General features: G+C 28.0%; 21 protein-coding genes. 20 read left to right on the forward strand and 1 reads right to left on the reverse strand.

Annotation, left to right across the window (positions count from 1 at the left end; genetic code table 11):
• Nucleotides 1–107 precede the first annotated feature (107 nt).
• From IMK15_RS03560 to IMK15_RS03605, 10 genes are all read left to right on the forward strand, one after another.
• Complete coding sequence (locus IMK15_RS03560) at nt 108–1,142, forward strand: hypothetical protein (protein WP_192941915.1); 1,035 nt, start codon at nt 108–110, stop codon at nt 1,140–1,142.
• Entirely contained in the window at nt 1,135–1,689 is a 555-nt protein-coding gene (locus IMK15_RS03565) for a hypothetical protein (RefSeq protein WP_192941916.1), read from the forward strand. Before IMK15_RS03560 ends, IMK15_RS03565 begins: the two co-directional genes overlap by 8 nt.
• The gene (locus IMK15_RS03570; RefSeq protein WP_192941917.1) at nt 1,686–2,075 is read left to right on the forward strand and encodes a hypothetical protein; all 390 of its coding nucleotides are present in this window, start codon (nt 1,686–1,688) and stop codon (nt 2,073–2,075) included. The genes IMK15_RS03565 and IMK15_RS03570 overlap by 4 nt, the downstream gene beginning before the upstream one ends.
• Complete coding sequence (locus IMK15_RS03575) at nt 2,056–3,297, forward strand: hypothetical protein (protein ID WP_192941918.1); 1,242 nt, start codon at nt 2,056–2,058, stop codon at nt 3,295–3,297. The genes IMK15_RS03570 and IMK15_RS03575 overlap by 20 nt, the downstream gene beginning before the upstream one ends.
• Before the next feature lie 7 nt (nt 3,298–3,304).
• Nucleotides 3,305–6,415 (forward strand): PAAR-like protein, encoded by a 3,111-nt coding sequence (locus IMK15_RS03580; RefSeq protein WP_192941919.1) that lies wholly within the window; start codon nt 3,305–3,307, stop codon nt 6,413–6,415.
• A 9-nt stretch (nt 6,416–6,424) separates the two neighbouring features.
• Nucleotides 6,425–7,360 (forward strand): hypothetical protein, encoded by a 936-nt coding sequence (locus IMK15_RS03585; RefSeq protein ID WP_192941920.1) that lies wholly within the window; start codon nt 6,425–6,427, stop codon nt 7,358–7,360.
• A gap of 118 nt (nt 7,361–7,478) precedes the next feature.
• Complete coding sequence (locus IMK15_RS03590) at nt 7,479–8,486, forward strand: ABC transporter ATP-binding protein (RefSeq protein WP_192941921.1); 1,008 nt, start codon at nt 7,479–7,481, stop codon at nt 8,484–8,486.
• Complete coding sequence (locus tag IMK15_RS03595; RefSeq protein ID WP_192941922.1) at nt 8,479–9,435, forward strand: ATP-binding cassette domain-containing protein; 957 nt, start codon at nt 8,479–8,481, stop codon at nt 9,433–9,435. The genes IMK15_RS03590 and IMK15_RS03595 overlap by 8 nt, the downstream gene beginning before the upstream one ends.
• A 1-nt stretch (nt 9,436) precedes the next feature.
• Nucleotides 9,437–10,399 (forward strand): oligopeptide ABC transporter permease, encoded by a 963-nt coding sequence (gene opp4B / locus IMK15_RS03600; protein WP_192941923.1) that lies wholly within the window; start codon nt 9,437–9,439, stop codon nt 10,397–10,399.
• Nucleotides 10,400–10,408: 9 nt separating this feature from the next.
• A complete protein-coding gene (locus IMK15_RS03605) occupies nt 10,409–11,299 on the forward strand; it encodes an ABC transporter permease (RefSeq protein ID WP_046328394.1) in 891 nt (296 codons plus the stop codon).
• 32 nt (nt 11,300–11,331) lie between these two features.
• On the opposite strand, the gene IMK15_RS03610 is transcribed toward IMK15_RS03605, so the two are convergent.
• Nucleotides 11,332–11,823 carry a DUF1439 domain-containing protein gene (locus IMK15_RS03610; RefSeq protein WP_192941924.1) on the reverse strand — a complete coding sequence of 164 codons (492 nt, stop codon included), beginning with the start codon at nt 11,821–11,823 and terminating at the stop codon, nt 11,332–11,334.
• Nucleotides 11,824–11,911: 88 nt separating this feature from the next.
• Here IMK15_RS03610 and IMK15_RS03615 point away from each other — a divergent pair, with 88 nt between their 5' ends.
• The 10 genes from IMK15_RS03615 to cdd all read left to right on the forward strand — a co-directional run bounded on the left by IMK15_RS03615 (nt 11,912) and on the right by cdd (nt 21,807).
• Nucleotides 11,912–12,268: an OsmC family protein gene (locus IMK15_RS03615; protein WP_046328396.1), complete on the forward strand. Its 357-nt coding sequence runs from the start codon at nt 11,912–11,914 to the stop codon at nt 12,266–12,268.
• A 1-nt stretch (nt 12,269) separates the two neighbouring features.
• Nucleotides 12,270–14,012 (forward strand): excinuclease ABC subunit UvrC, encoded by a 1,743-nt coding sequence (uvrC, locus tag IMK15_RS03620; RefSeq protein ID WP_192941925.1) that lies wholly within the window; start codon nt 12,270–12,272, stop codon nt 14,010–14,012.
• 64 nt (nt 14,013–14,076) lie between these two features.
• Nucleotides 14,077–15,603 (forward strand): ABC transporter ATP-binding protein, encoded by a 1,527-nt coding sequence (locus tag IMK15_RS03625; RefSeq protein ID WP_046328398.1) that lies wholly within the window; start codon nt 14,077–14,079, stop codon nt 15,601–15,603.
• A complete protein-coding gene (locus tag IMK15_RS03630) occupies nt 15,596–16,669 on the forward strand; it encodes an ABC transporter permease (protein WP_192941926.1) in 1,074 nt (357 codons plus the stop codon). The genes IMK15_RS03625 and IMK15_RS03630 overlap by 8 nt, the downstream gene beginning before the upstream one ends.
• A gap of 1 nt (nt 16,670) precedes the next feature.
• The gene (locus IMK15_RS03635; protein ID WP_192941927.1) at nt 16,671–17,531 is read left to right on the forward strand and encodes an ABC transporter permease; all 861 of its coding nucleotides are present in this window, start codon (nt 16,671–16,673) and stop codon (nt 17,529–17,531) included.
• Between the two features lie 67 nt (nt 17,532–17,598).
• Entirely contained in the window at nt 17,599–18,615 is a 1,017-nt protein-coding gene (locus IMK15_RS03640) for a BMP family lipoprotein (RefSeq protein ID WP_192941928.1), read from the forward strand.
• 94 nt (nt 18,616–18,709) lie between these two features.
• Nucleotides 18,710–20,014 (forward strand): thymidine phosphorylase, encoded by a 1,305-nt coding sequence (locus IMK15_RS03645; protein ID WP_192941929.1) that lies wholly within the window; start codon nt 18,710–18,712, stop codon nt 20,012–20,014.
• 8 nt (nt 20,015–20,022) lie between these two features.
• Nucleotides 20,023–20,676 (forward strand): deoxyribose-phosphate aldolase, encoded by a 654-nt coding sequence (gene deoC, locus IMK15_RS03650; RefSeq protein WP_192941930.1) that lies wholly within the window; start codon nt 20,023–20,025, stop codon nt 20,674–20,676.
• Nucleotides 20,677–21,387, forward strand: a complete 711-nt coding sequence (gene deoD, locus IMK15_RS03655; RefSeq protein ID WP_046328404.1) for a purine-nucleoside phosphorylase — start codon at nt 20,677–20,679, stop codon at nt 21,385–21,387.
• A 12-nt stretch (nt 21,388–21,399) separates the two neighbouring features.
• Nucleotides 21,400–21,807 carry a cytidine deaminase gene (gene cdd, locus IMK15_RS03660; protein ID WP_192941931.1) on the forward strand — a complete coding sequence of 136 codons (408 nt, stop codon included), beginning with the start codon at nt 21,400–21,402 and terminating at the stop codon, nt 21,805–21,807.
• Nucleotides 21,808–21,829: the final 22 nt, after the last annotated feature.

Here is a 21,829-nt window from a genome sequence, read left to right on the forward strand (position 1 = left end):
TAAGATTTTTTTTTTATTTTCATTTAAAAAAGAAATGTGATATTCGTTAAAAAGATATTAAAAAAATTTTTTGTATTCTGTAAACTATTAACAAGGAGGTGATATAAATGGATAAAAAAGATTTTTTAGAACATACAGATCTATTTGAAAATAGGATAAAAAATGAGCTAGATAAAGGGCTTAGTCATTTAAAGGAGCTGATAAATAACGATACAAGTATACCTAATATATATACCTGTGTACTAGAAAAAGATAATGAAAAATATTCATATTTTCTTTTTCCTATGGTACAAGATGTTGATGATTGTGTATACATAAAAAAAGAATACTATGAGTTAGAAGACATAGAGGGCATGACATTTATTGGACAATATATATTAGGAAGTGAAAAGTTCAAATTTAAATTTATTCTAGAAAAAGACGAAAGGTTTAATGAGCAAGTAAATATATTGTATAAGTCCTTTATACTATCAAATTTACCATGGCAAAGTTTTGATAAAAGATATATTAACAGGATGTATAGGGTGAAAATATTAGAGGATATTGACTATTTAGAAGATAAAACAGATGCAATTATTGATTATGGACTTGATGATGACTATGTTTTTAATATGAATATATATTGGAATATAGAAAAGATACAGCAAATAAGCAAAAAAAGTTTAACCATACTAGATGAAATTTCATATCTATACACATTAGATAAATCTAATATTGACTATTACCTATTACATGAAGATGAAAGGTACATAGATGATGTATTAAATTATGAGGATAATGTTAAAATATTTAGTACAAAAGATGATTTATACTGCTTTAATATATTAAGGGTTACCAAATTTGATGAGAGGTTCATATCAAACTATACGGTTAATAATTTAAAATTAAGAAATATTGTAAGTTTGAAAGATATAGTAAAAATATTTAAAGTTAATTATGGTATAACTATAAAAGACTTATTCTATTCAAATGAAAATCTATCACATCTAATTATTCCAGATTACAACAAACAAATTTTGAAATTAAAAAACAGTTACCTATATTTAAAATTAGAAAAAATACAAAATTATGATGATGTTATTCACTTAGTAAATTATTTAAATAATAATTTAACGACATACGAGGTAAGAGTATATGGCTAGTAATTTTTACCCGTATTTGTGGTACATATATTTAAAAAAAATAGAAAACATACAGTATGAGGGGTATATACCGTATTTTGAATTAAGTTTATCAGGATTTAATAGTGGTAAAGATGTAGCATACGTTAATTTACCTATGTTAAATATGTATTTAGATAATGAGGAGTATAAGGCATTATACGATTTTTACATTAAACTCTTAGCATATATTAGATATAGTATGATGAATAATAGACTGTCTTTATCAAGAAGTGATAAAAACTATATCATTTCTAAATGGAAGTATAAGTCAAGATATATAAAAGACAGTATGTATGTGTTTTTTGCATGCCTTAGAAACACTTTTTCAAGCTATATGGTATATAGAAAGAATAATATGTTCTACATCATCCTAGATTACAATAAGGATAAAAATATATTAGATGTAATGGAAGAGATAATAGATAATTTTTTACCTATAGGAATTGAATGTAAGTATTTTTTTAATAATTTTCTTTTTTTAGATATAGAAGAATTTTCATTTTATGAAAGGTGGATAAATCTATGAAATATGAAGTAAAGATGGATAATCTTTTAATAGAACATAGCGTAATAGAAAATGTAGAAATAAATATTATGCAAGATATAGAGCAGAGCTATATAAACGATAAAAACAGAATACAAGTTTTGGTTGAATGTAAGATTTTTACCAAAGATAACGGAGTGGTTAAAAGTAAGGATTTAATAACGGACTTAATTAAGTTAAAAGATAAATATTTTGATGTTTTTGTTAATATAGATGATATGAGCTATCTTTTTCCTAAGTTATACATCTACAAGCTAACACAGAAATTCTATGAAAAAGATGCAACATTTAAATTGTATTTATTACAAAAATTTTTAGGGGATAATAAAGAAATTTTGGTGAATACTAATGAAAATAAGGATAGATAATAAGGAAATAAAAGAATATACAATAAAAGAATTTAAGTTGAGTTCCGAATTCAATAAACACACCAAAATATATTTAGAGTTAGAAATATTAAATTTAGAAAAATTACAAGGTAAATCAATAGAGATTGAAGATAAAACAAAATATTTTACAGGAGTAATTTATGAAATATATACTTCAAAATTTGGTATAGATGGGAAAAGGGCTAGTATAATAGCGTATTCTAATACTAAAAAATTAGATGAAGTTAAAAAGTATGAAATATTTCAAGATGAAGATATTACTTACCTTGATATATTAACTAATATAATGAAAGATTACAAAATAAAGTATATGTATTCTGATAGTTTAAAAGTAAAAACAAATAGGCTATATATACAATACGATGAAACTGACTATGAATTTTTAAAAAGAATACTCTATGACATACAAGAAGTTGTGTATACTAGCTATAACGGTGTAGTAGTATTTGGTATAAAGGATATTTCTAATATATCTATAAATAATATTTTAGAAAATGGAAGTAAGAATAAGAATAGATACTATATGACAAGGGATGAAATGTATGTAGTTGGTGATAAATATCAGGGTGAATATATATGTAAACTTGAGGTAGAACAAAAGAAGAATATATATTTTAGTAAGGTTGAATTTTGTAAAAAAGGTGTGTACAAATATATCCCAGTTAAAAATATTAAAGGTACGTTTATAGAAGCAAAAGTAGTGGATGTAGTAGCGAATAGAGATGTTGCAGCTATGAGAGTAGATTTTTCAAGAAGCATTAAGGATAAGAGTAAGAATAAGAAAATATTGAGTTTTGCAACACCATATTCAAAGTCTAATACAGGATTTTTCCCAGCACCAGATGTAGGAGATATTGTTGATGTATACTTTCCATCAAATAATGAAAATGATGCAAAAGTTGCATTTTGCATTAATAATGAAGGAAGTAATAGATTTTGTAGCGATGATAAGAGGAATTTTACTAATGGTAAAAGCACTATTGAGATAGAGGATAATAAGTTTAATATTGATGCAAGTGATATCAATATTAAAGCGACTAATAAGGTTAATGAGATAAGTAATGGATATATTGCCATAGAGTCTAAGCAAGATTTACAGCTATATGCAGATAATGTAGATATTGTTTCAAAAAAAGGGAACATAGAACTAAATAGCAGTAGTGATGTAAAAATTAAGGGTAGTAAGATATATAACAATTGAGGGATATATGAAATTAAAAAAATTTGAAAATGAAAATATACCAGAAGAGATACATGAATTTTATGATGATATGTCGACAAAGTATTTAAAATCAGACTATTCATATGGTAAAGCAGAAAAAGGACCTATAATTTCAGAAAAAATAGGTAGATACAAAATGAAAAAGGATGAAATATACTTAGTAGAACCTAATGTAGACTTAAGCTATTTATTGCATTGTGAAGAAGGTCGTATAAAGCAAGATGAGATAGTTTTAAAATACGATAAATATGTACTGTTAAAGGAACTAAAAGATATATTAGAAAAATACGTTGATGATATTTTTGAAACAATTGATATGGAATATATTGAGGATAATAAGACTATTGAAGATGCAAAGTTTATGAAAAATATAATAACGGTTAGTGCAGCAGGAATATTAATTGCTTGTCATATATTTGGTATAAGAAAGGTGAAGAAGCTATTTTCAAAAAAAGCAATCTATTGTAAGAATAAAATTCCCATAACCCACTATATAGATGACAAGATGAATTATGATATTACGTATATAACAGGAGAAATAAAGAAAAAAAAGGTAATTCCTAATGTTAAAGAGGAAGACGAGATAAAAATAGATACTGGTGAAGAATTTATAGGTCAAAAGTCTACAAAAGATTTAAAAGAACAACTAGCAAAAATATTAGAGACTAGTGAAAAAATAAAGAAAATGTTTGAAAAGAAAAAAGAGGAAAAACATGAAGAAAAACAAGTAGAAGCACCAGTAAAACAAGAACAACCTCAACAACCTCAAGATAATTCTAAGATATTAGATGAGCTAAAAGAGTATATAAAAAAAGAGAATAATAATAGTAATAATAACCATAGATTAGTTAATGATAATAAAGAAGTTGATGAAATATTACAGAAAAAATTTGATAATGAGTATGGTGATAAAAAGTATACAAAATATTTTGAGGATACAACTAATGCAAAAGTAGATAAAAAAGATAAAAAGAATTTAAATGAAGTTTTAAGAGCTGTTGATAAGAAGAATAAGGAAATTGTAAAACAAGAGCATTTTGATGATTATAGAGAATTTTTTAAAAATGAAAATAATGTGAATACTATAGATTTTTTATACAACCTTTGTATGCGTTCTAAAGATCCACTAGAAGAATTAGAAAATGCATTGTGTTTTCTTTCTTGTAAGTATGAAGGTGAAGGGGTAATAAAAAATATAGGGACTATAGCTAAAAACATATTTAAATCTAAGGCTAAGGAAGCTATTGTTAATAAGATAAGTGATGTAATAAAAATACGTATACCTAAGGAAGAATTTAGTGAGAGACACTTATTAAAAATGGGCCTAGCTGATGTGGATGATATAAAATTAAGCTGTAAGAGCTTACCATTAAAAGAATATCCTAAAACAAAATACTATAGATTCTTAAAACTATTTAAAGATGAGGACTTAATAGCTAAAAGCTATAGTCTAGATAAAAAAGGTAAAAGGAAGTATAAAAGGGCAAGAAGACTATTAGATAAAATATTGATATGTCTAATTAAAAGTATAACTAGGGTAGAAAGTAAGTATTTAGATGAATATCCAAATGATAAGCAAAATATTTTAAGAAACTACTTATTAGCCCTAGATGAAAATGAAAATGGTTTAACTTATGAAAATTATAGCTTCTTACATTCAATAAAACCATTTAATATATCTGAGGTAATACTATCATTACTTAAAAGTGATAAGTCATACAGGGAGTACTCATTAAGAAAAATATCTGATTTTATGTATGATAAAGAGTACAAAAGTTATTTAAAAAATACGACTAGTGTAGATAAAATAAAGGGTAAGTTTCCGACTAGAAGTTCTCTAGAATACAATATGAGGTTAAGGTCTAGCTATAATATATACAAGTTTTATGAAGCTCTATACACAGATAATAATAAAGCAGAAAAAGAAAAATTAGTATGTTCTGGTGCAAAAATACGTTGCACGATGAGTAGTACAGAAAGTAAGTTGTTAGTTATATCATCTAAAAAATATATAGATTCAAAACCATGTGCAACTATATATGATAGGATGATAGAACCATTTAAAGAATGTCATGCTAATAAAGTTTGTGCACCTACTTTAGGTGTATGGGAAAAGAAGAAAAATATATCAATAGGTGATAAGGCGGCGTTAATAAGTAATTCAAAATGTATGTGTACCTTTGGTGGGGTAATAAGTATAACAGACCCTAATCAAAAAACAAGCAATCTAAAAGAAATATCAAAAATTGATCATGATATAAAGTATAGTCTTGAGGACTACAAGGATATAAAAAATATATATTATGACCTAGAAAAAAGATATTTTAATAGATTTGCAAGGTATGTGTATAGCTCATACCTCCACGTAGGAAGGATAGATATACATTGTATAAAACTTTTTAGAGAAAAATTAAAGCCTAAGTATGATGATAAAAAATTATATAACGAAAATTGTATACCAGTAGTTGATAATGATATTGAATGTATAGTTAATATCTACCCGCTAGCTAAAATCATAATGGGATATTTTTATGGAAGACTAAATGATAATAGGATAAAAGATAAGTGGTTAGATATAGGTAGAAGTCTATCTAAAGAATTAGATTTTGAAAAATTCATAAGTAAAGCTAAAAAGCAATTACCAGTAATATATTCAGCATATAAAGAGAAAAGTAGCTATTATCCAAAATGTACTTGGATGAAAGATGTATACAATGAATATATGAGTAGGTATTCTGGTCAAGAATTAAATGATAGGGTAAGAATGTATCATAAAGAAGGTGGAGGAATAAATGGAGATATGAAAACACCATGGTGTGCTTCATTTGTAAACTTTATTCTAAAAACTGGTTTAAAATCACCCTCATCACAGTGTTTTTATTCAAAAGAGGGTAGAAAATATTTCAATAAAATAAAGAAGGGTAAATTCGGTGCAATATTAGTGCTAAATTATGGAAATGGTAGAGGTCATTGTTCCTTTATAGTCACAGAAGATGATAATGGTTATTTGTGTCTTGGAGGTAACCAATCAAAAAAAATTAAAAAGAGCTATTTTCCTAAAAATAAAAGAGTACAAGGAATATATTGGCCAAAATAGGAGGAAAAAATGAAAAAAATATATTTATTATGTCTTGTGTTATCAAGCATAAGTATCGCAGAAGGAATAAAATATAAAACTTTAGATGAAGAGAAAAAATATGTAATAGATACAAGTGATAAATTAAGAGATTTACAAATTAAATCTATTAATTATGAATTATCAAATTTTAATGTATCAAGTGAAAAAACAAGTGGTGAAAATTTCCTAGAAAGTATAGAAGATGAAAATTCTAAATATGAAATAGGTAATAATACATACTTTATAGGTAACAAAAATGAATACAACATAAATACAAAATTTAATTTTGGTAAAGTATTTGATTTTGAAGGTAATAATGCCACATTAGGTTTAAATATGGGCTATGTTAATGGTAAAATAAATAATAATAAATTAAATGGAGTAAATGTAGGTATATATGCTAAATCATATATGCCAGATTATAAGTTAAAAATTAACACAGAGCATAAATTTAATTATACTAATGTAGAATATGAAAAAGCATTTAAACAAAATTATTTAGGTGTATATGGAGGTATAGATATTAGAACAAGCTTAGGTAGCACATTTTTTGTTGAACCAGGAGTAAGAGCAAGTTATACATTTAATTTAGATTCTAATGTTTTAGATCAAAATGAAGATAAGATAGAATTAAAAAAAGGAATAAATGCTAGCATAGGAGGTTTAGCAAGAATTGGATATATTTTTGGTAAAGAAAATAAGTTTAAATTGTCTTTAGGATATTCACTAGACAAAAGATTAAATAATTTAAACAAGTATAATATATTTAACAAAAATGTTGAAAAACCAGCAAACAACTATATTACACATGATGTAGATATGCAATTTGATGTTAATTTAAAAGAAAAACATAAATTTTCTTTATCTGTAGGTAAGAATACAGGAGGGTATAAGGGAGGCTTATCATATAATTATATTTGGTAATGTAAACTATTTTAAACTAACTGACAGTCCTAAATCCTTGTAATTTACTTTAAAATATTGTAAAATAGAATTCTAGTAGTTAAAAGCTATATGAAGTGAGAGAAAGGAGTGTCATAGTTTGGAAAGTGAAACATTGCTGAAAATACAAAATTTAAATACAGGTTTTCGTATTAAAGATAATTATTACAATGCAGTAGATGATGTGACGCTTGATTTGTGCAAAAACGAAGTTCTTGCCATAGTTGGAGAGTCAGGATGTGGTAAAAGTACATTAGCTACATCAATAATAGGTCTACACGATCCAAATATCACTAAAGTAGAAGGTAGTATTCTATTTGAGGGTAAAAATTTAGTTGGTCTCGATGAAGAACAATATAATAAAATTAGAGGTAATAAAATAGGTATGATTTTTCAAGATCCTTTATCTGCATTAAACCCTCTTATGAAAATAGGTCAACAAATTGAAGAAGGATTATTATACCATACAAAATTAAATGAAAAAGAAAGAAAAGAAAGGGTATTAGAATTAGTAGAAAGAGTTGGAATTCCTAATCCCCAAAGAGTTATAAATAGATTTCCACATGAATTATCAGGTGGTATGAGACAAAGAGTAATAATTGCAATTGCCCTATCATGTAAACCTGATATATTAATAGCCGATGAACCAACAACAGCTCTAGATGTCACAATACAAGCACAAATTCTTGATTTAATTAAAGAATTAGAAGATGAAATAGGGGCTGGTATTATTTTAATAACACACGATTTGGGTGTAGTTGCTGAAATGGCTGACAGGGTAGCAGTTATGTATGCGGGTGAAATAGTTGAACTTGCTGATGTTAATGAATTATTTAAAAATCCTAAACATCCATATACAAGATCACTATTAAGCTCTATACCACAATTAGATAAAGAAACTGAACATTTACATGTTATACAAGGTACTGTTCCATCATTAAAGAATTTACCAAGAAAAGGATGTAGATTTTCAGAAAGAATACCATGGATAGCTAAGAGTGAACACGAAGAAAATCCAGTGTTACATGAAGTATCAAAAAATCATTTTGTAAGATGCACATGTTACAAAAATTTCCACTTTGATAATGGAAGTGATATAAATGAGTAATATAGTAATGGAAGTAAAAGGACTAAAGGTACATTATCCAATTAGAGGAGGCTTTTTCAATAGAATAATAGACTATGTTTATGCTGTTGATGGTGTAGATATGGTAATAGAACAAGGAAAGAGTTATGGACTTGTTGGAGAATCTGGTAGTGGTAAGTCTACAATAGGTAAGTCAATAATAGGATTAGAAAAAGTTACAGAAGGTAAAGTGTTATACAAAGGAGAAGAAATATCATTAAATAAAATTAAAAGAAAGTCATCATATAGAAAAGATGTACAAATGATATTCCAAGATTCAATGTCATCATTAAATCCTAAAAAAAGAGTTCTAGATATTATTGCTGAACCTTTAAGAAATTTTGAAAGATTGACACCAGAAGAAGAAAAGAGAAAGGTTGTAGAACTATTAGAAATAGTAGGGATGACAGAAGATACAGCATATAAGTATCCATTTGAATTCTCAGGTGGTCAAAGACAAAGAATAGGTGTTGCAAGATCTGTAGCAACTAAACCTAAATTAATTATAGCTGATGAACCAGTGTCTGCATTAGATTTATCAGTGCAAGCACAAGTCTTAAATTATATGAAAGATATACAAAAACAATTTGGTTTAAGTTATATATTTATTTCTCACGATTTAGGTGTAGTAAAACACATGTGTGATGAAATATATATTATGTATAGGGGAAGATTTGTTGAAAAAGGTATAAAAAAAGATATATATACAGATCCTAAACACATTTATACAAAGAGATTAATTGCGGCTATTCCTGATATAAATCCAGAAACTAGGGATAAAAATAGAGAATATAGATTGTTAGTTGAAAAAGAATACAAAGAAAAAGAAAATGTGTATTACAATAAAAATGGTAAAGTATTTGATTTAATACCATTAGATAAAACTAACAAAAATGAAACACATTTTGTCGCATTGAAAGAGGTGAAATAAAATGTGGAAAACAACGTTAAGAAGAATTTTAATTATGATACCTCAAATTGTAATACTAAGTATATTAGTCTTTATATTAGCTAAAATGATGCCAGGAGATCCGTTCTCAGGATTAATAGATCCTAACATATCTCCAGCTAGAATAGCAGAATTAAGACAATCTTTAGGATTAAATGATCCTTGGTATATACAATATATTAGATGGATAAGAAACTTATTCCATGGAGACTTGGGTATAAGTTATACATATAAGTTAAAAGTTACAACTTTAATAGGACAAAGAGGATATAATACATTTATATTATCATTATTCAGTGTTATATTATCATATGCTATATCTATACCTTTAGGTATATTAGCAGGTAGATATAACGGGTCTAAATTTGATAAAATTGTAATATTATATAACTATATAAGTTATGCAATACCAACATTCGTATTATCAATACTAATGTTATGGTTATTTGGATATACTTTAAGATTGTTCCCTACATCAGGGTCAGTTGATTTAGGACTAAAACCAGGAACGTTTGGATATATTATAAATAGATTCTATCATATTCTATTACCATCAATAACATACGCTTTATTAAGTACAGTAGGAACTATACAGTATTTAAGAAACGAAGTTATAGATTCAAAACAAATGGATTATGTAAAAACAGCTAGAAGTAAAGGTGTTCCAGTAAATAAGGTGTATACAAAACACATATTTAGAAATTCACTATTGCCAATTGCAGCATTTTTCGGTTATACTATAACAGGTTTACTTGGTGGATCAGTATTTATTGAAACAATATTTGGTTACCCTGGAATGGGACAATTATTTATATCATCAATTAGTTCAAGAGATTACAGTATTATAACAGCATTAATATTAATGTATGGTATCTTAACATTATTAGGAACATTACTATCAGATATAATTCTAAGTATAGTAGATCCTAGAATAAGAATAGAGTAGGAGGGCAAAATGGAAAAGAAAGAAAAAAAAGAAATAACCAAAGCACCTACTGGATTTGAAATCATAAAAAGAGAGTTCATTAAAGATAAAATAGCATTAGTGTCACTTATAATACTTGTAGCATTAATTTTAATAATATTTATTTCTTCAGCATTACTTAATCAAGATGAAGTAATGACTGTAAGTTTATTAGATAAATATGCAAGACCAGGAGAAGGATTCTGGTTAGGAGCTGACTCAGGTGGACGTTCTATTTTAGGACAATTAATAATAGGTGCAAGAAATTCTATAATTATAGGATTTTGTGTAACATTTATTTCACAAATTATTGGTATATCTATAGGTTTAATATCTGGATATTATGCAGGTAGAGTAGATAATATAATAATGCGTATTATAGACTTTATTATAATCTTACCAACAACAATGGTAATAATTGTATTTATAACAATAGTACCAAAGTTTACAGCATTTAAGTTTATACTAATACTAACTGCATTTATGTGGGTAGGAACAGCAAGACTTATTAGATCAAAAGCATTATCAGAAGCTAGAAAAGACTATATAAGTGCATCAAAGACATTAGGAACTAGTGATATTAAGATAATGTTAACAGAATTATTACCTAATATTAGTTCAATAATATTAGTAGATTTAACATTGACTTTTGCAGGTAACATAGGTATAGAAACAGGACTTACATATTTAGGTTATGGGTTACCACCTGCAACACCATCATTAGGTACATTAATAACATATGCATCAAAACCAGAAATAATTTCATCAAAATTATGGGTATGGTTACCAGCATCATTATTAATTTTAGTGTTGATGTTATGTATAAACTATGTAGGGCAAGCTTTAAAGAGAGCAACAGACGCAAGACAAAGATTAGGATAGAAAAAATGAGGGTTTTTAAATTCCCTCATTTTTTAAAAATCTACTAAAAGTTTATTATCATTTATAGTAATATCATTGATAGGTAATAACTTTGTTAGTGAATGTTCTTTAGTGTTGTATATACTCTTTTTTTCAACAATAGGGTATATGCTATTCATTAAAGCAGTTGAGATAAAGTTAGATTCAGGCATGAATTCATGCTTACCATCAGTTATTTTAACTAATTTAACTTTATCTAAATAAAGATCATTTGTCACATTATCAAATCTAACATTAGATTCAAAATACATATTACCTTTAAACTTTTTAAGTAGTACACTAGCTGTATAATCAGTTTTTAACTTAAATTTATTATCTTCTATCTTAATATCAGGATTAAAGACTTTAATCTTACTTCCGTACTTTGCTTTTTCAACAGGGAAAACTTGTTTAATCCCATAGTCAATTGCAACATTTGGTATTGCAACTGAAAAAGCAAGTGAAATGAATGGAAGAATAATAAATAATAGAATAAATTTCTTCATAATTTTATCACCAACGAATATTATACCATATTGTGTTGAAAAAAAAAGCAAAAATTAGTAGAATATATGAAAGAATGGGAGGATAAGTATGTACAAGGTAGAAGCAAAAACTAATACTGGCTTTATTGTAAAAGCAACAACAGAAGATTTCCTATACGAAATGGATAAGGACAAAAAATTAGGAACAACACCTGTTGGTTATGTAGTAGTAGCACTTAGTGGTTGTGCATTAATGTGCGTTAGAGGATATTATTTAAGAAAGGGTATAAAGGATATAGAGATAAAATCTAATCTGGAATATGACGGAAGCTTTAAGTTTGATATTGAAATAGACAAAGAGATAACTGAAGTGGAAGCTAGTGAAATTAAAGAATATATTAAAAAATATTGTACAGTATCGCAAATGTTAAATAAGGAAATAAGCTATAAGATTATAGGAAAGTAAAATGGATATAAAAAAAATTGATATACCTTTGAATCCAGGGGTATATATGATGAAAGATAAAAATGGTGAAATAATATATATAGGTAAGGCAAAGAATCTAAAAAATAGAGTTAGTTCATATTTTACAGGTACACATAACACAAAAACAATGGAACTAGTAAAAAATATAGAAAATATAGATTTTTTCATATGCAATACAGAATTAGAGGCATTCATACTTGAAAATAATCTAATAAAAAAGCATAAACCTAAGTATAATATTTTATTAAAAGATCAAAAAACATATCCATATTTAAAAATAACAAAAGAAGAATTTCCAAGAATATTAGTTGTTAGAAGAGTGAGCGATGATGCATATTATTTTGGCCCATTCCCTAATGTTAATATGAAGGAAGTTGTAATGAATTTAAAAAAAGTATTTAAATTAAAAGATACTAAGGTTAAAGTAGTAAATAAAGATGGAAAAGAATATATAGACTACCACATAGATTTATCAAATGGCCCTAGTTTTTTTAAAAAACCTGAAATAAAAGAAGAATATCAAGAAAATGTAAGACAACTATTACTATTCTTAAATTCAAAAAAAACTGATGTTCTAAAATATCTCGAAGAAAGAATGGAAAAATTTAGTGAGAATTTAGAGTTTGAAAAAGCAATAATAGAAAGAGAAAGAATAAAAGCATTAAAAAAGCTTTTAGCATACCAAATAACAGAATCTACAAGGGAAAATGATGAAGACATTGTTACAATAGATAAAAATGATAAGAAGCTATTCATATGCATATTAAGTATAAGAAATGGGAAATTAATTTCAAAAACATCTAAAGTAATAGATATATTAGTAGATAATGACTTAATAGACAGTGTTATAGCAAGATATTATGAAAAGATATTGGCACCTAAAACTGTTGTATTAGATGAGATGTATGAAGATAAAAAAGATATATTAGAGGGTTGGTTTAAAACTGAAAAGAATAAGAATGTTAAGGTAGTTTTTCCTAAAAAAGGACGACTACATAACTTATTAAAACTAGCAAATTTAAATCTAGAAAATGAAAAGAGCAGATATTTTAACGAAAAGAGAAAGTTGAATGCAATATTAGAAGATTTAAAAGAAATGCTAGACCTACCTAAATATCCAAGAATAATCGAAAGTTATGACATATCAAATATACAAGGTGCAGACAGTGTAGCAGGACAAGTAGTGTTCGTTAATGGTAAAAAACAAACGAAGATGTACAAGAAATACAAGATAAAAACTGTTGTAGGACCAGATGACTATCACAGCATGAAAGAGGTGATTTTAAGAAGATTAAATCATCCACCATATCCTGATCTAATATTATTAGACGGTGGTAAAACTCATGTTGGAGTTATACGAAAGACATTAGCAAAAGAAAATATAGACATACCAGTTTTTGGTATGTATAAGGACAATAAACACAGAACATATGGATTGTGCGATGATGAAAGAGTATACGATTTAAAAGGCAATGAAAAGTTATTTAATTTAATAACAAGTTTTCAGGATGAAGTTCATAGATTTAGTATAACTTATCACAAACTATTGCGTTCAAAAAGAGTACTAAAAAGTAGGTTAGATGAAATAGAAGGCATAGGACCTAAGAGAAAAAAAGAACTATTGAAGAATTTTAAAACTGTAGATAATGTATTCAACGCAAGTATTGATGAGTTAAAAAAATATGTTCCAGAGAAAATAGCAAAGGCTATTTCTGAAAATTAAATTGTTTTTTTTAAAATATTAGGTATAATTAATGTGAATAAATGAATGGAGGATAGTATAAGGTATGAGTGACTATATTTTAGAAATGAAAAATATACGTAAGGAATTCTTTGGAGGTAAAATAGTCGCAAATGATGATATAAATCTTAAAATCCGTAAAGGTGAGATCCATGCAATAGTAGGAGAAAATGGTGCTGGGAAATCTACACTTATGAAAATACTTAATGGATTATATGATTTAACATCGGGTGAAATTTACTACAAAGGTGAAAAAGTTGATATATCTACTCCAACAATAGCAGCAAAGCTAGGAATAGGGATGGTTTATCAACATTTTATGCTAGTTGAAACGCTAACAGTAGCTGAAAATATGGTATTAGGGTTTGAACCTAAAAAGGCAAAAATTCTATTTGACATAGATAAAGCAAGAAGAGATGTTAAAGAAGTTTCAGAAAAATATGGGTTAAATATAGATCCAGATGCTTTAGTTGGAGATTTATCAGTTGGAGTTCAACAAAGAGTAGAAATTTTAAAAATACTATTTAAAGGTGCAGAATTATTAGTATTTGATGAACCGAGCGCCGTTCTAACACCACAAGAAGTTATAGAATTATATGGTATTATGAGAAACTTAATAAAAGAAGGAAAGACTATAATATTCATAACACACAAATTACAAGAAGTATTAGACTTGTCTGATAATATTACAGTAATAAGACGTGGAAAAGATGTAGGTGAACTAAAAACAAGTGAAGCTACAAAAGAAACTATAGCTAATATGATGGTAGGAAGACAAGTATTATTTAATATAAAGAAAGAACCAGTAAAAATAGGTGATACATTAGTTGAAGTTGACCATATATGTGCAAAAAATGACCTAGGAATAGATAAAGTTAATGATATAAGCTTTAGCATTAGAAAAGGTGAAGTATTAGGTATTGCAGGTGTTGAAGGTAATGGTCAAACAGAATTAATAGAAGTTTTAGCAGGATTAAGAAAATCAAATTCTAATAATGGTAAATATACTATTGATAATGTTAGTGTATATAATCAAAAACCTAAATTTATACGTGATTCAGGATTAGCACATATACCAGAAGATAGACATAAAAGAGCTATTATTAATGAATTTACAGTTAAGGAAAATTTAATATTAGGTGTATTAGAACCATATGTAAATAAAGGTATATTAAATTCTAAAAAAATAGATAGAGCAGTAAAAGAATATATTCAAAAATATGATATAAGACCCACAGATCCAAGCGTAATTTATGGAGGATTGTCAGGTGGAAACCAACAAAAAGTTGTTATTGCAAGAGAATTAGAAAAAGAAAATAAGTTCATAATAGCAGCACAACCTACACGTGGTGTAGATATAGGGGCTATTGAAATGATACATAATACTATCTTACATGAAAGAACAAAAGGAAAAGCTATTTTACTAGTATCAGCTGAATTGTCTGAAATAATGGCACTAAGTGATAGAATAGCTGTTATGTATTCAGGTAAATTAGTTGGAATTCTAAATAGAGAAGATGCAACAATAGAAAAGTTAGGTATACTTATGGCAGGGGGAAAAATAGATGAATAAAAAATTAAAGGATGCATTATATTCACTACTACCATCACTATTATCTGTATTAGTAGCATTAGTTATAGGGGCTATAATAATAGCAGCAAGAGGTGTAAATCCACTATTAGCGTATGGAAGTATGTTTAAAGCAGCTCTATATCAAACATCAAGGGTGTTTAGATTTAATGGTTTAGCAAAAACATTAGTATTTGCAACTCCGTTAATGTTCTCATCTCTATCAGTATTATTCGCATTTAAGTGTGGTATGTTTAATATAGGTGTGCAAGGACAAATGATGGCAGGTGGAATAGGAGCAACAATAGTAGGTCTATATTGCCATAATATGTTTGGAAGTTTAATAGTAGCCTTACTAGTAGCCATATTATTTGGATTCTTATGGGCAGGTGTAGCAGGATTATTAAAATCAATATTTGGAATAAATGAAGTTATTAGTACAATAATGTTAAATTATATAATAATGCCATTTCAAAATTATCTGTTAACAGGGCCTTTAAAAGATCCAGTTTCTGGTAATACTCAATCAGCACCATTGTGTGATGCGGTTAAATTACCTACAATATTTAAAGATATTACAAAACAATCATTAAATATAGGTTTTATAATAGCGATAGTATTATGTATTTTAACATATTACTTCTTCAAGAAGACATCATTAGGATATAAGATAAGAGCAGTGGGATATAATCCAACATCATCAGAAAATGCAGGAATTAATCCTAAAGTAATATCATTTATTGCAATGGGTATTGCAGGTGCGATTGCAGGATTAGGTGGAGCAGAAAGAATATTAGGAGGTTCAACATTCTATATTTATACTGATGGTATAATGGGAGACTTTGGATTTACAGGTATAGCTGTTTCATTACTAGGTAAAAATAATCCTATAGGTATAATATTTGCATCAATATTCTATGCAACTTTGGAAATAGGTGGACAAACACTACAAATAAACTATAAGTTAGATAAAGAAATAGTGTATATAATACAAGCACTAATTGTAATATTAGTAGCTGCAGAAAATATGTTCTATTATTTGTTAAAGAAGAAAGAAGGTAAGATGTAATATGGATACTTTAATATTAATTATAAAACAAGCAATAGTTATAGCACCTCCTATTTTAATAACAGCAGTTGGAGCATGTTTATGTGAATTATCAGGGGTAGTAAATATAGGACTTGAAGGTATGATGTTAACAGGAGCATTTGCAGCAGCATGTGTAAACATCTTCACTGGTAATCCATACCTAGGTATATTTGTTGGTATAATAGTAGGTGGTTTAGTTTCATTAATTCATGCTGTAATTAGTATCCATCTTAAAGGAAATCAAATAGTAAGTGGGGTAGCAGTAAACTTATTTGCTGCATCAACTACAAGTTTCTTAATCAAGGTAATATTCCATGTTGCAGGGTCTACAGATAAGGCAAAAAACGGTGCTAACAGTATGATAGTATTGACATTTGTATATGTACTTGCGATTATAACATACTTTGTTGTATACAAAACAGTATTTGGATTAAGATTAAGAACAGTAGGAGAACATCCATTAGCTGCTGATACAGTAGGTATAAATGTATATAAATATAGATATATAGGTGTAATATTATCAGGGATGTATGCAGGACTTGGTGGTTCATATATGTCAACAGTAATATTACAAAACTTTATAAAAGACATGACAGCAGGTCGTGGATTTATGGCGTTAGCTGCAATGATATTCGGTAAATGGAATCCATTAGGGGCAATATTAGCATCATTATTGTTCTCATTTGGTCAAGCATTCTCTAATAATGCAAAGGCACTAGCATTACCTGTGCCACAACAATTTATAGAAATGATACCATACATATTAACAATATTAGTTCTAATAGGATTCGTAGGTAAGGCAAGACCACCTAAGGAAGATGGAAAACCATACGAAAAATAATTGCAATTAAAACTATTTCAAGGTATACTTTATTAGCTAAATATTTAATTAATAGGAGGAAAGTTTAATGAAAAGAATTTTAGCATTTATTGGAACAGTGTTAACAATGATAACACTTATTTCATGTAATCAAAAACAAGAAGCAAAAGCAGAAGTTGCTGCTCCTAAGAAAGTTGCTATTGTTTATTCAACAGGTGGTAAAGGGGATAAATCATTTAACGATTCAGCATATCGTGGTTTACAAATGGCAAAAGAAAAGCTAAATGTAGAATTTAGTGAATATGAACCAAAAGACCCATCAGCTGAAGCTCAAAATCAATTATTCCAATACGCTGAACAAGGTGATTATGAAATAATTATAGGTGTTGGATTCAACATGAGAGACGCACTTGTTGCAGCTGCTAAAGCGTTCCCTAAACAAAAATTTGCTTTAGTTGACGATGAAACACCAGCATTACCAAATGTAGTTTCATTAATGTTTAAAGAACAAGAAGGTTCATTCTTATTAGGTGCATTATCAGCAATGGTAACAAAGACAAATACAATAGGATTTGTTGGAGGATGTCAAGCACCAGTTATATGGAGATTCCAAGCTGGATTTGAACAAGGTGCAAAATATGTAAATCCTAATATAAATGTATTACCAGTATTCATTAATGGAAATAATCCATTCAATGACCCACAAACTGCTAAGACTTTATCTGAAACATTAGTTGGTAAGAAAGCAGATATCTTATTCCAAGTTGCAGGTGCATCAGGAGCTGGAGTATTCCAAGCTGCTAAAGAAAAACACGTATATGCATTAGGTGTTGACTCTAACCAAGATGGTGAAGAACCAGGAATAATCTTAACATCAATGGTTAAACACGTTGATAATGCAATATTCGCAATAATAAAAGATACACTTGAAGGTAAATTTGAACCAGGTGTAAGACGTTTCGGATTAGCTGATGACGGTGTAAGTACAACTGACTTTGAATTCACTAAAGATGTAGTAACTCCAGAAATTCAAGCTAAATTAAAAGAACTAGCTGAAAAGATTAAATCAGGAGAAATAAAAGTTACAGATCAAGTAGCAAAATAAGTTAAGTTTAAGTAGAAAAGCGTAATGCTTTTCTACTTTAAAAAAACAGCTTATGCTGTTTTTTTATTCCATATTAAAAGTGAGGGTAATAAAAATGAGGATAGTTGATATAATTGAAAAGAAAAGAGATAATATTGAATTAACAAAGGAAGAAATAGATTTTCTTTTGGATGAATGTCAAAAAGGTAATGTACCAGATTACCAATTATCAGCTTTCTTAATGGCAACATATTTTAACGATATGACAGATAAAGAGCTAGTAGAATTCACAAAAAAAATGAGAGATTCAGGAGATATTATTAGTTTTGATAAGATTAATAAATTTTTAGTTGATAAGCATAGTACTGGAGGAGTAGGAGATAAGGTTACAATAGTTTTAGCACCAATAATAGCTGCTCTAGGAATGGCAACAGCTAAATTGTCAGGTAAGGGACTTGGACATACAGGAGGAACTATAGATAAATTTGAATCAATAGAAAACTTTAGATTCTCAGAAACTAAAGAACAATTGATGAATATTGCCAATAAAACAGGTATAGGTCTTATGGGTTATAGCGATAAAATAGTACCTCTTGATAAAAAAATATATTCATTAAGAGATGTAAGTGCAACAGTTCCATCAATCCCTCTAATAGCAAGTAGTATAATGAGTAAAAAACTTGCAATAACATCTAATATCATAATCCTAGATGTTAAAGTTGGTGACGGAGCATTTATGAAAGATTTAAACCATGCAAAAGAATTAGCAAAAAGAATGATTACAATAGGTAAAGGTGCTGGTAGAAAAACAAATGTAGTTGTATCAAATATGGATGAACCTTTAGGTAGAAATATAGGTAACGCTAATGAAGTTATTGAAGGTATAGAAGCACTTAAAGGTAATATAATGCCAGATTTAAAAGAAGTAGTATATACAATTGCATCACTTGCACTTAAAGCAAAGGGAGAAATTGAGAATATAGAAAAAGGATGGCCTTTAATAGATAATGTAATAAAATCAGGTTTAGCTCTTAAAAAATTGCAAGAGTTCATCGTACAAAGTGGAGGAAATGGAGATCTAGTTAATGACTATACTCTTTTACCGCAAGCAAAGCACAAGTTACAAGTTAAAGCAGATAAATCAGGTTATGTAAAAAGAATAAAGACAGAAGAAATAGGTAAGGCAGCTATGGTAATAGGTGCAGGAAGAGCAACAAAAGAATCAATAATAGATCATGCAGTAGGTCTTAAAGTAATTAAGAAAGTCGCAGATAAAGTTGAAAAAGGTGAAGTTATATGTGAAATAGAATATAACGATGATAAATTTGTTGAAGATTCAAAAGCGTTAATATTAGATGCATATGTAATAACAGATGAAAAGGTTGAAAATCCAAAAACAATTTTAGAAATAATAGAATAGGAAGTAATATGGAAATAAATAAATATATAGATCATACAGTTTTAAAAACTACTGTAAGTCCTAAAGAAATAGAAAAATTATGTAGTGAAGCAATAGAATATAAATTTTATTCAGTATGCGTAAATGGATGTTATGTAAAAAAATGTAGTGAAATATTAAAAAATACAGGCGTTAAAATAGCAGCAGTTATTGGTTTCCCATTGGGAGCAATGTCGACTAAAGCTAAAGTTTATGAAGCAAAAACTTGCATAGAAGATGGAGCTTCTGAAATTGATATGGTAATCAATGTTGGTATGTTAAAAGCACAAGAATATAGCTATGTCGAAGGGGAAATAAGACAAATAAAGGAAGCTATAGGGAATAATGTGTTAAAAGTAATAATAGAAACTTGTTATTTAACTGACAAAGAAAAAGTTAAAGCATGTAAGTTAGCACTTAATGCAAATGCAGACTTTGTTAAGACTTCAACTGGATTTGGTACAGGTGGTGCAACATTTGAAGATGTAAAATTAATGAAAGAAACAGTTGGAAATAGAGCTAAGGTTAAAGCATCAGGTGGAGTTAGAACTTATGAAGATGCAGTTAAGTATATAGAATTAGGAGCAGAAAGACTAGGAACATCATCAGGTATAAATATAGTAAAAAAAATAGGAGGTAAATAAATGGCAACACCACATATAGGAGCAAATAAAGGAGATATTGCAGAAGTAGTATTATTACCAGGAGATCCACTAAGAGCAAAATATATTGCAGAAACATTTTTAGAAAATCCAGTTTTATACACTAATGTTAGAGGTATGTTAGGATTTACTGGAACATATAAGGGTAAAAGAGTTTCAGTACAAGGTACAGGTATGGGAGTACCATCAATAGGTATATATGTTAATGAATTAATAACTGAATATGGTTGTCGTGTACTAATGAGAATAGGTACAGCAGGATCAACAAACAAGAATGTAAAAATTAGAGATGTTGTATTAGCTATGGCAAGTTCAACAGATTCAGCAATTAACAAGATAAGATTTAGTGGTAAAGATTATGCACCATGTGCAGATCCAGACCTATTTATAACAGCATATAATATTGCAAAAGAAAGAGGAATGAGTGTAAAAGCTGGTAACATTTTAACTAGTGATACTTTCTATAATGACGATGTAAATTCATGGAAACATTGGTCAGATTTTGGTATCTTATGTGTAGAAATGGAAACAGCACAATTATATACATTAGCAGCAAAATATGGAGTTAAGGCTTTAACACTATTAACAATAAGTGATTCATTAGTAACAGGAGAACAAACAACAGCAGAAGAAAGACAATTAACTTTCAATGATATGATAATAGCTGCATTAGAAACAGCTCTTAAATTTTAAAAGAGGTGATATATGTCACACACAGATTATATAAAAAAGGCAAACAAATTACTTTGTAGGGCCTATGTACCATATTCAAAGTTTCCAGTTTCAGCAATAGTTATTGACCAAGATGGAAATGAATATGAGGGTGTAAATGTTGAAAATGCTGCATATGGACTTTGTTTATGTGCAGAACGTAACGCAATAACAAGTGGCGTTACAAAAAATTTGAAAAGTATAAGAACTATATATATAACAGGAAATACGAATGAACCCATTAGTCCTTGTGGTTCATGTAGACAGGTTATAGCAGAATTTAGTACAAAGGATACTAAAATAATATTGGGTAGTTCAAAAACAGATGAGTATAAGGAAATGGATTTAGATAACCTAATTCCTTACTATTTTTCAAAGAATAGTTTAGATGAAATAAAATAGCTAGTAAATTCTAGCTATTTTA

The sequence above is a fragment of the Sneathia sp. DSM 16631 genome, assembly GCF_014892235.1.
Classification (GTDB): Bacteria; Fusobacteriota; Fusobacteriia; order Fusobacteriales; family Leptotrichiaceae; genus Sneathia; species Sneathia vaginalis.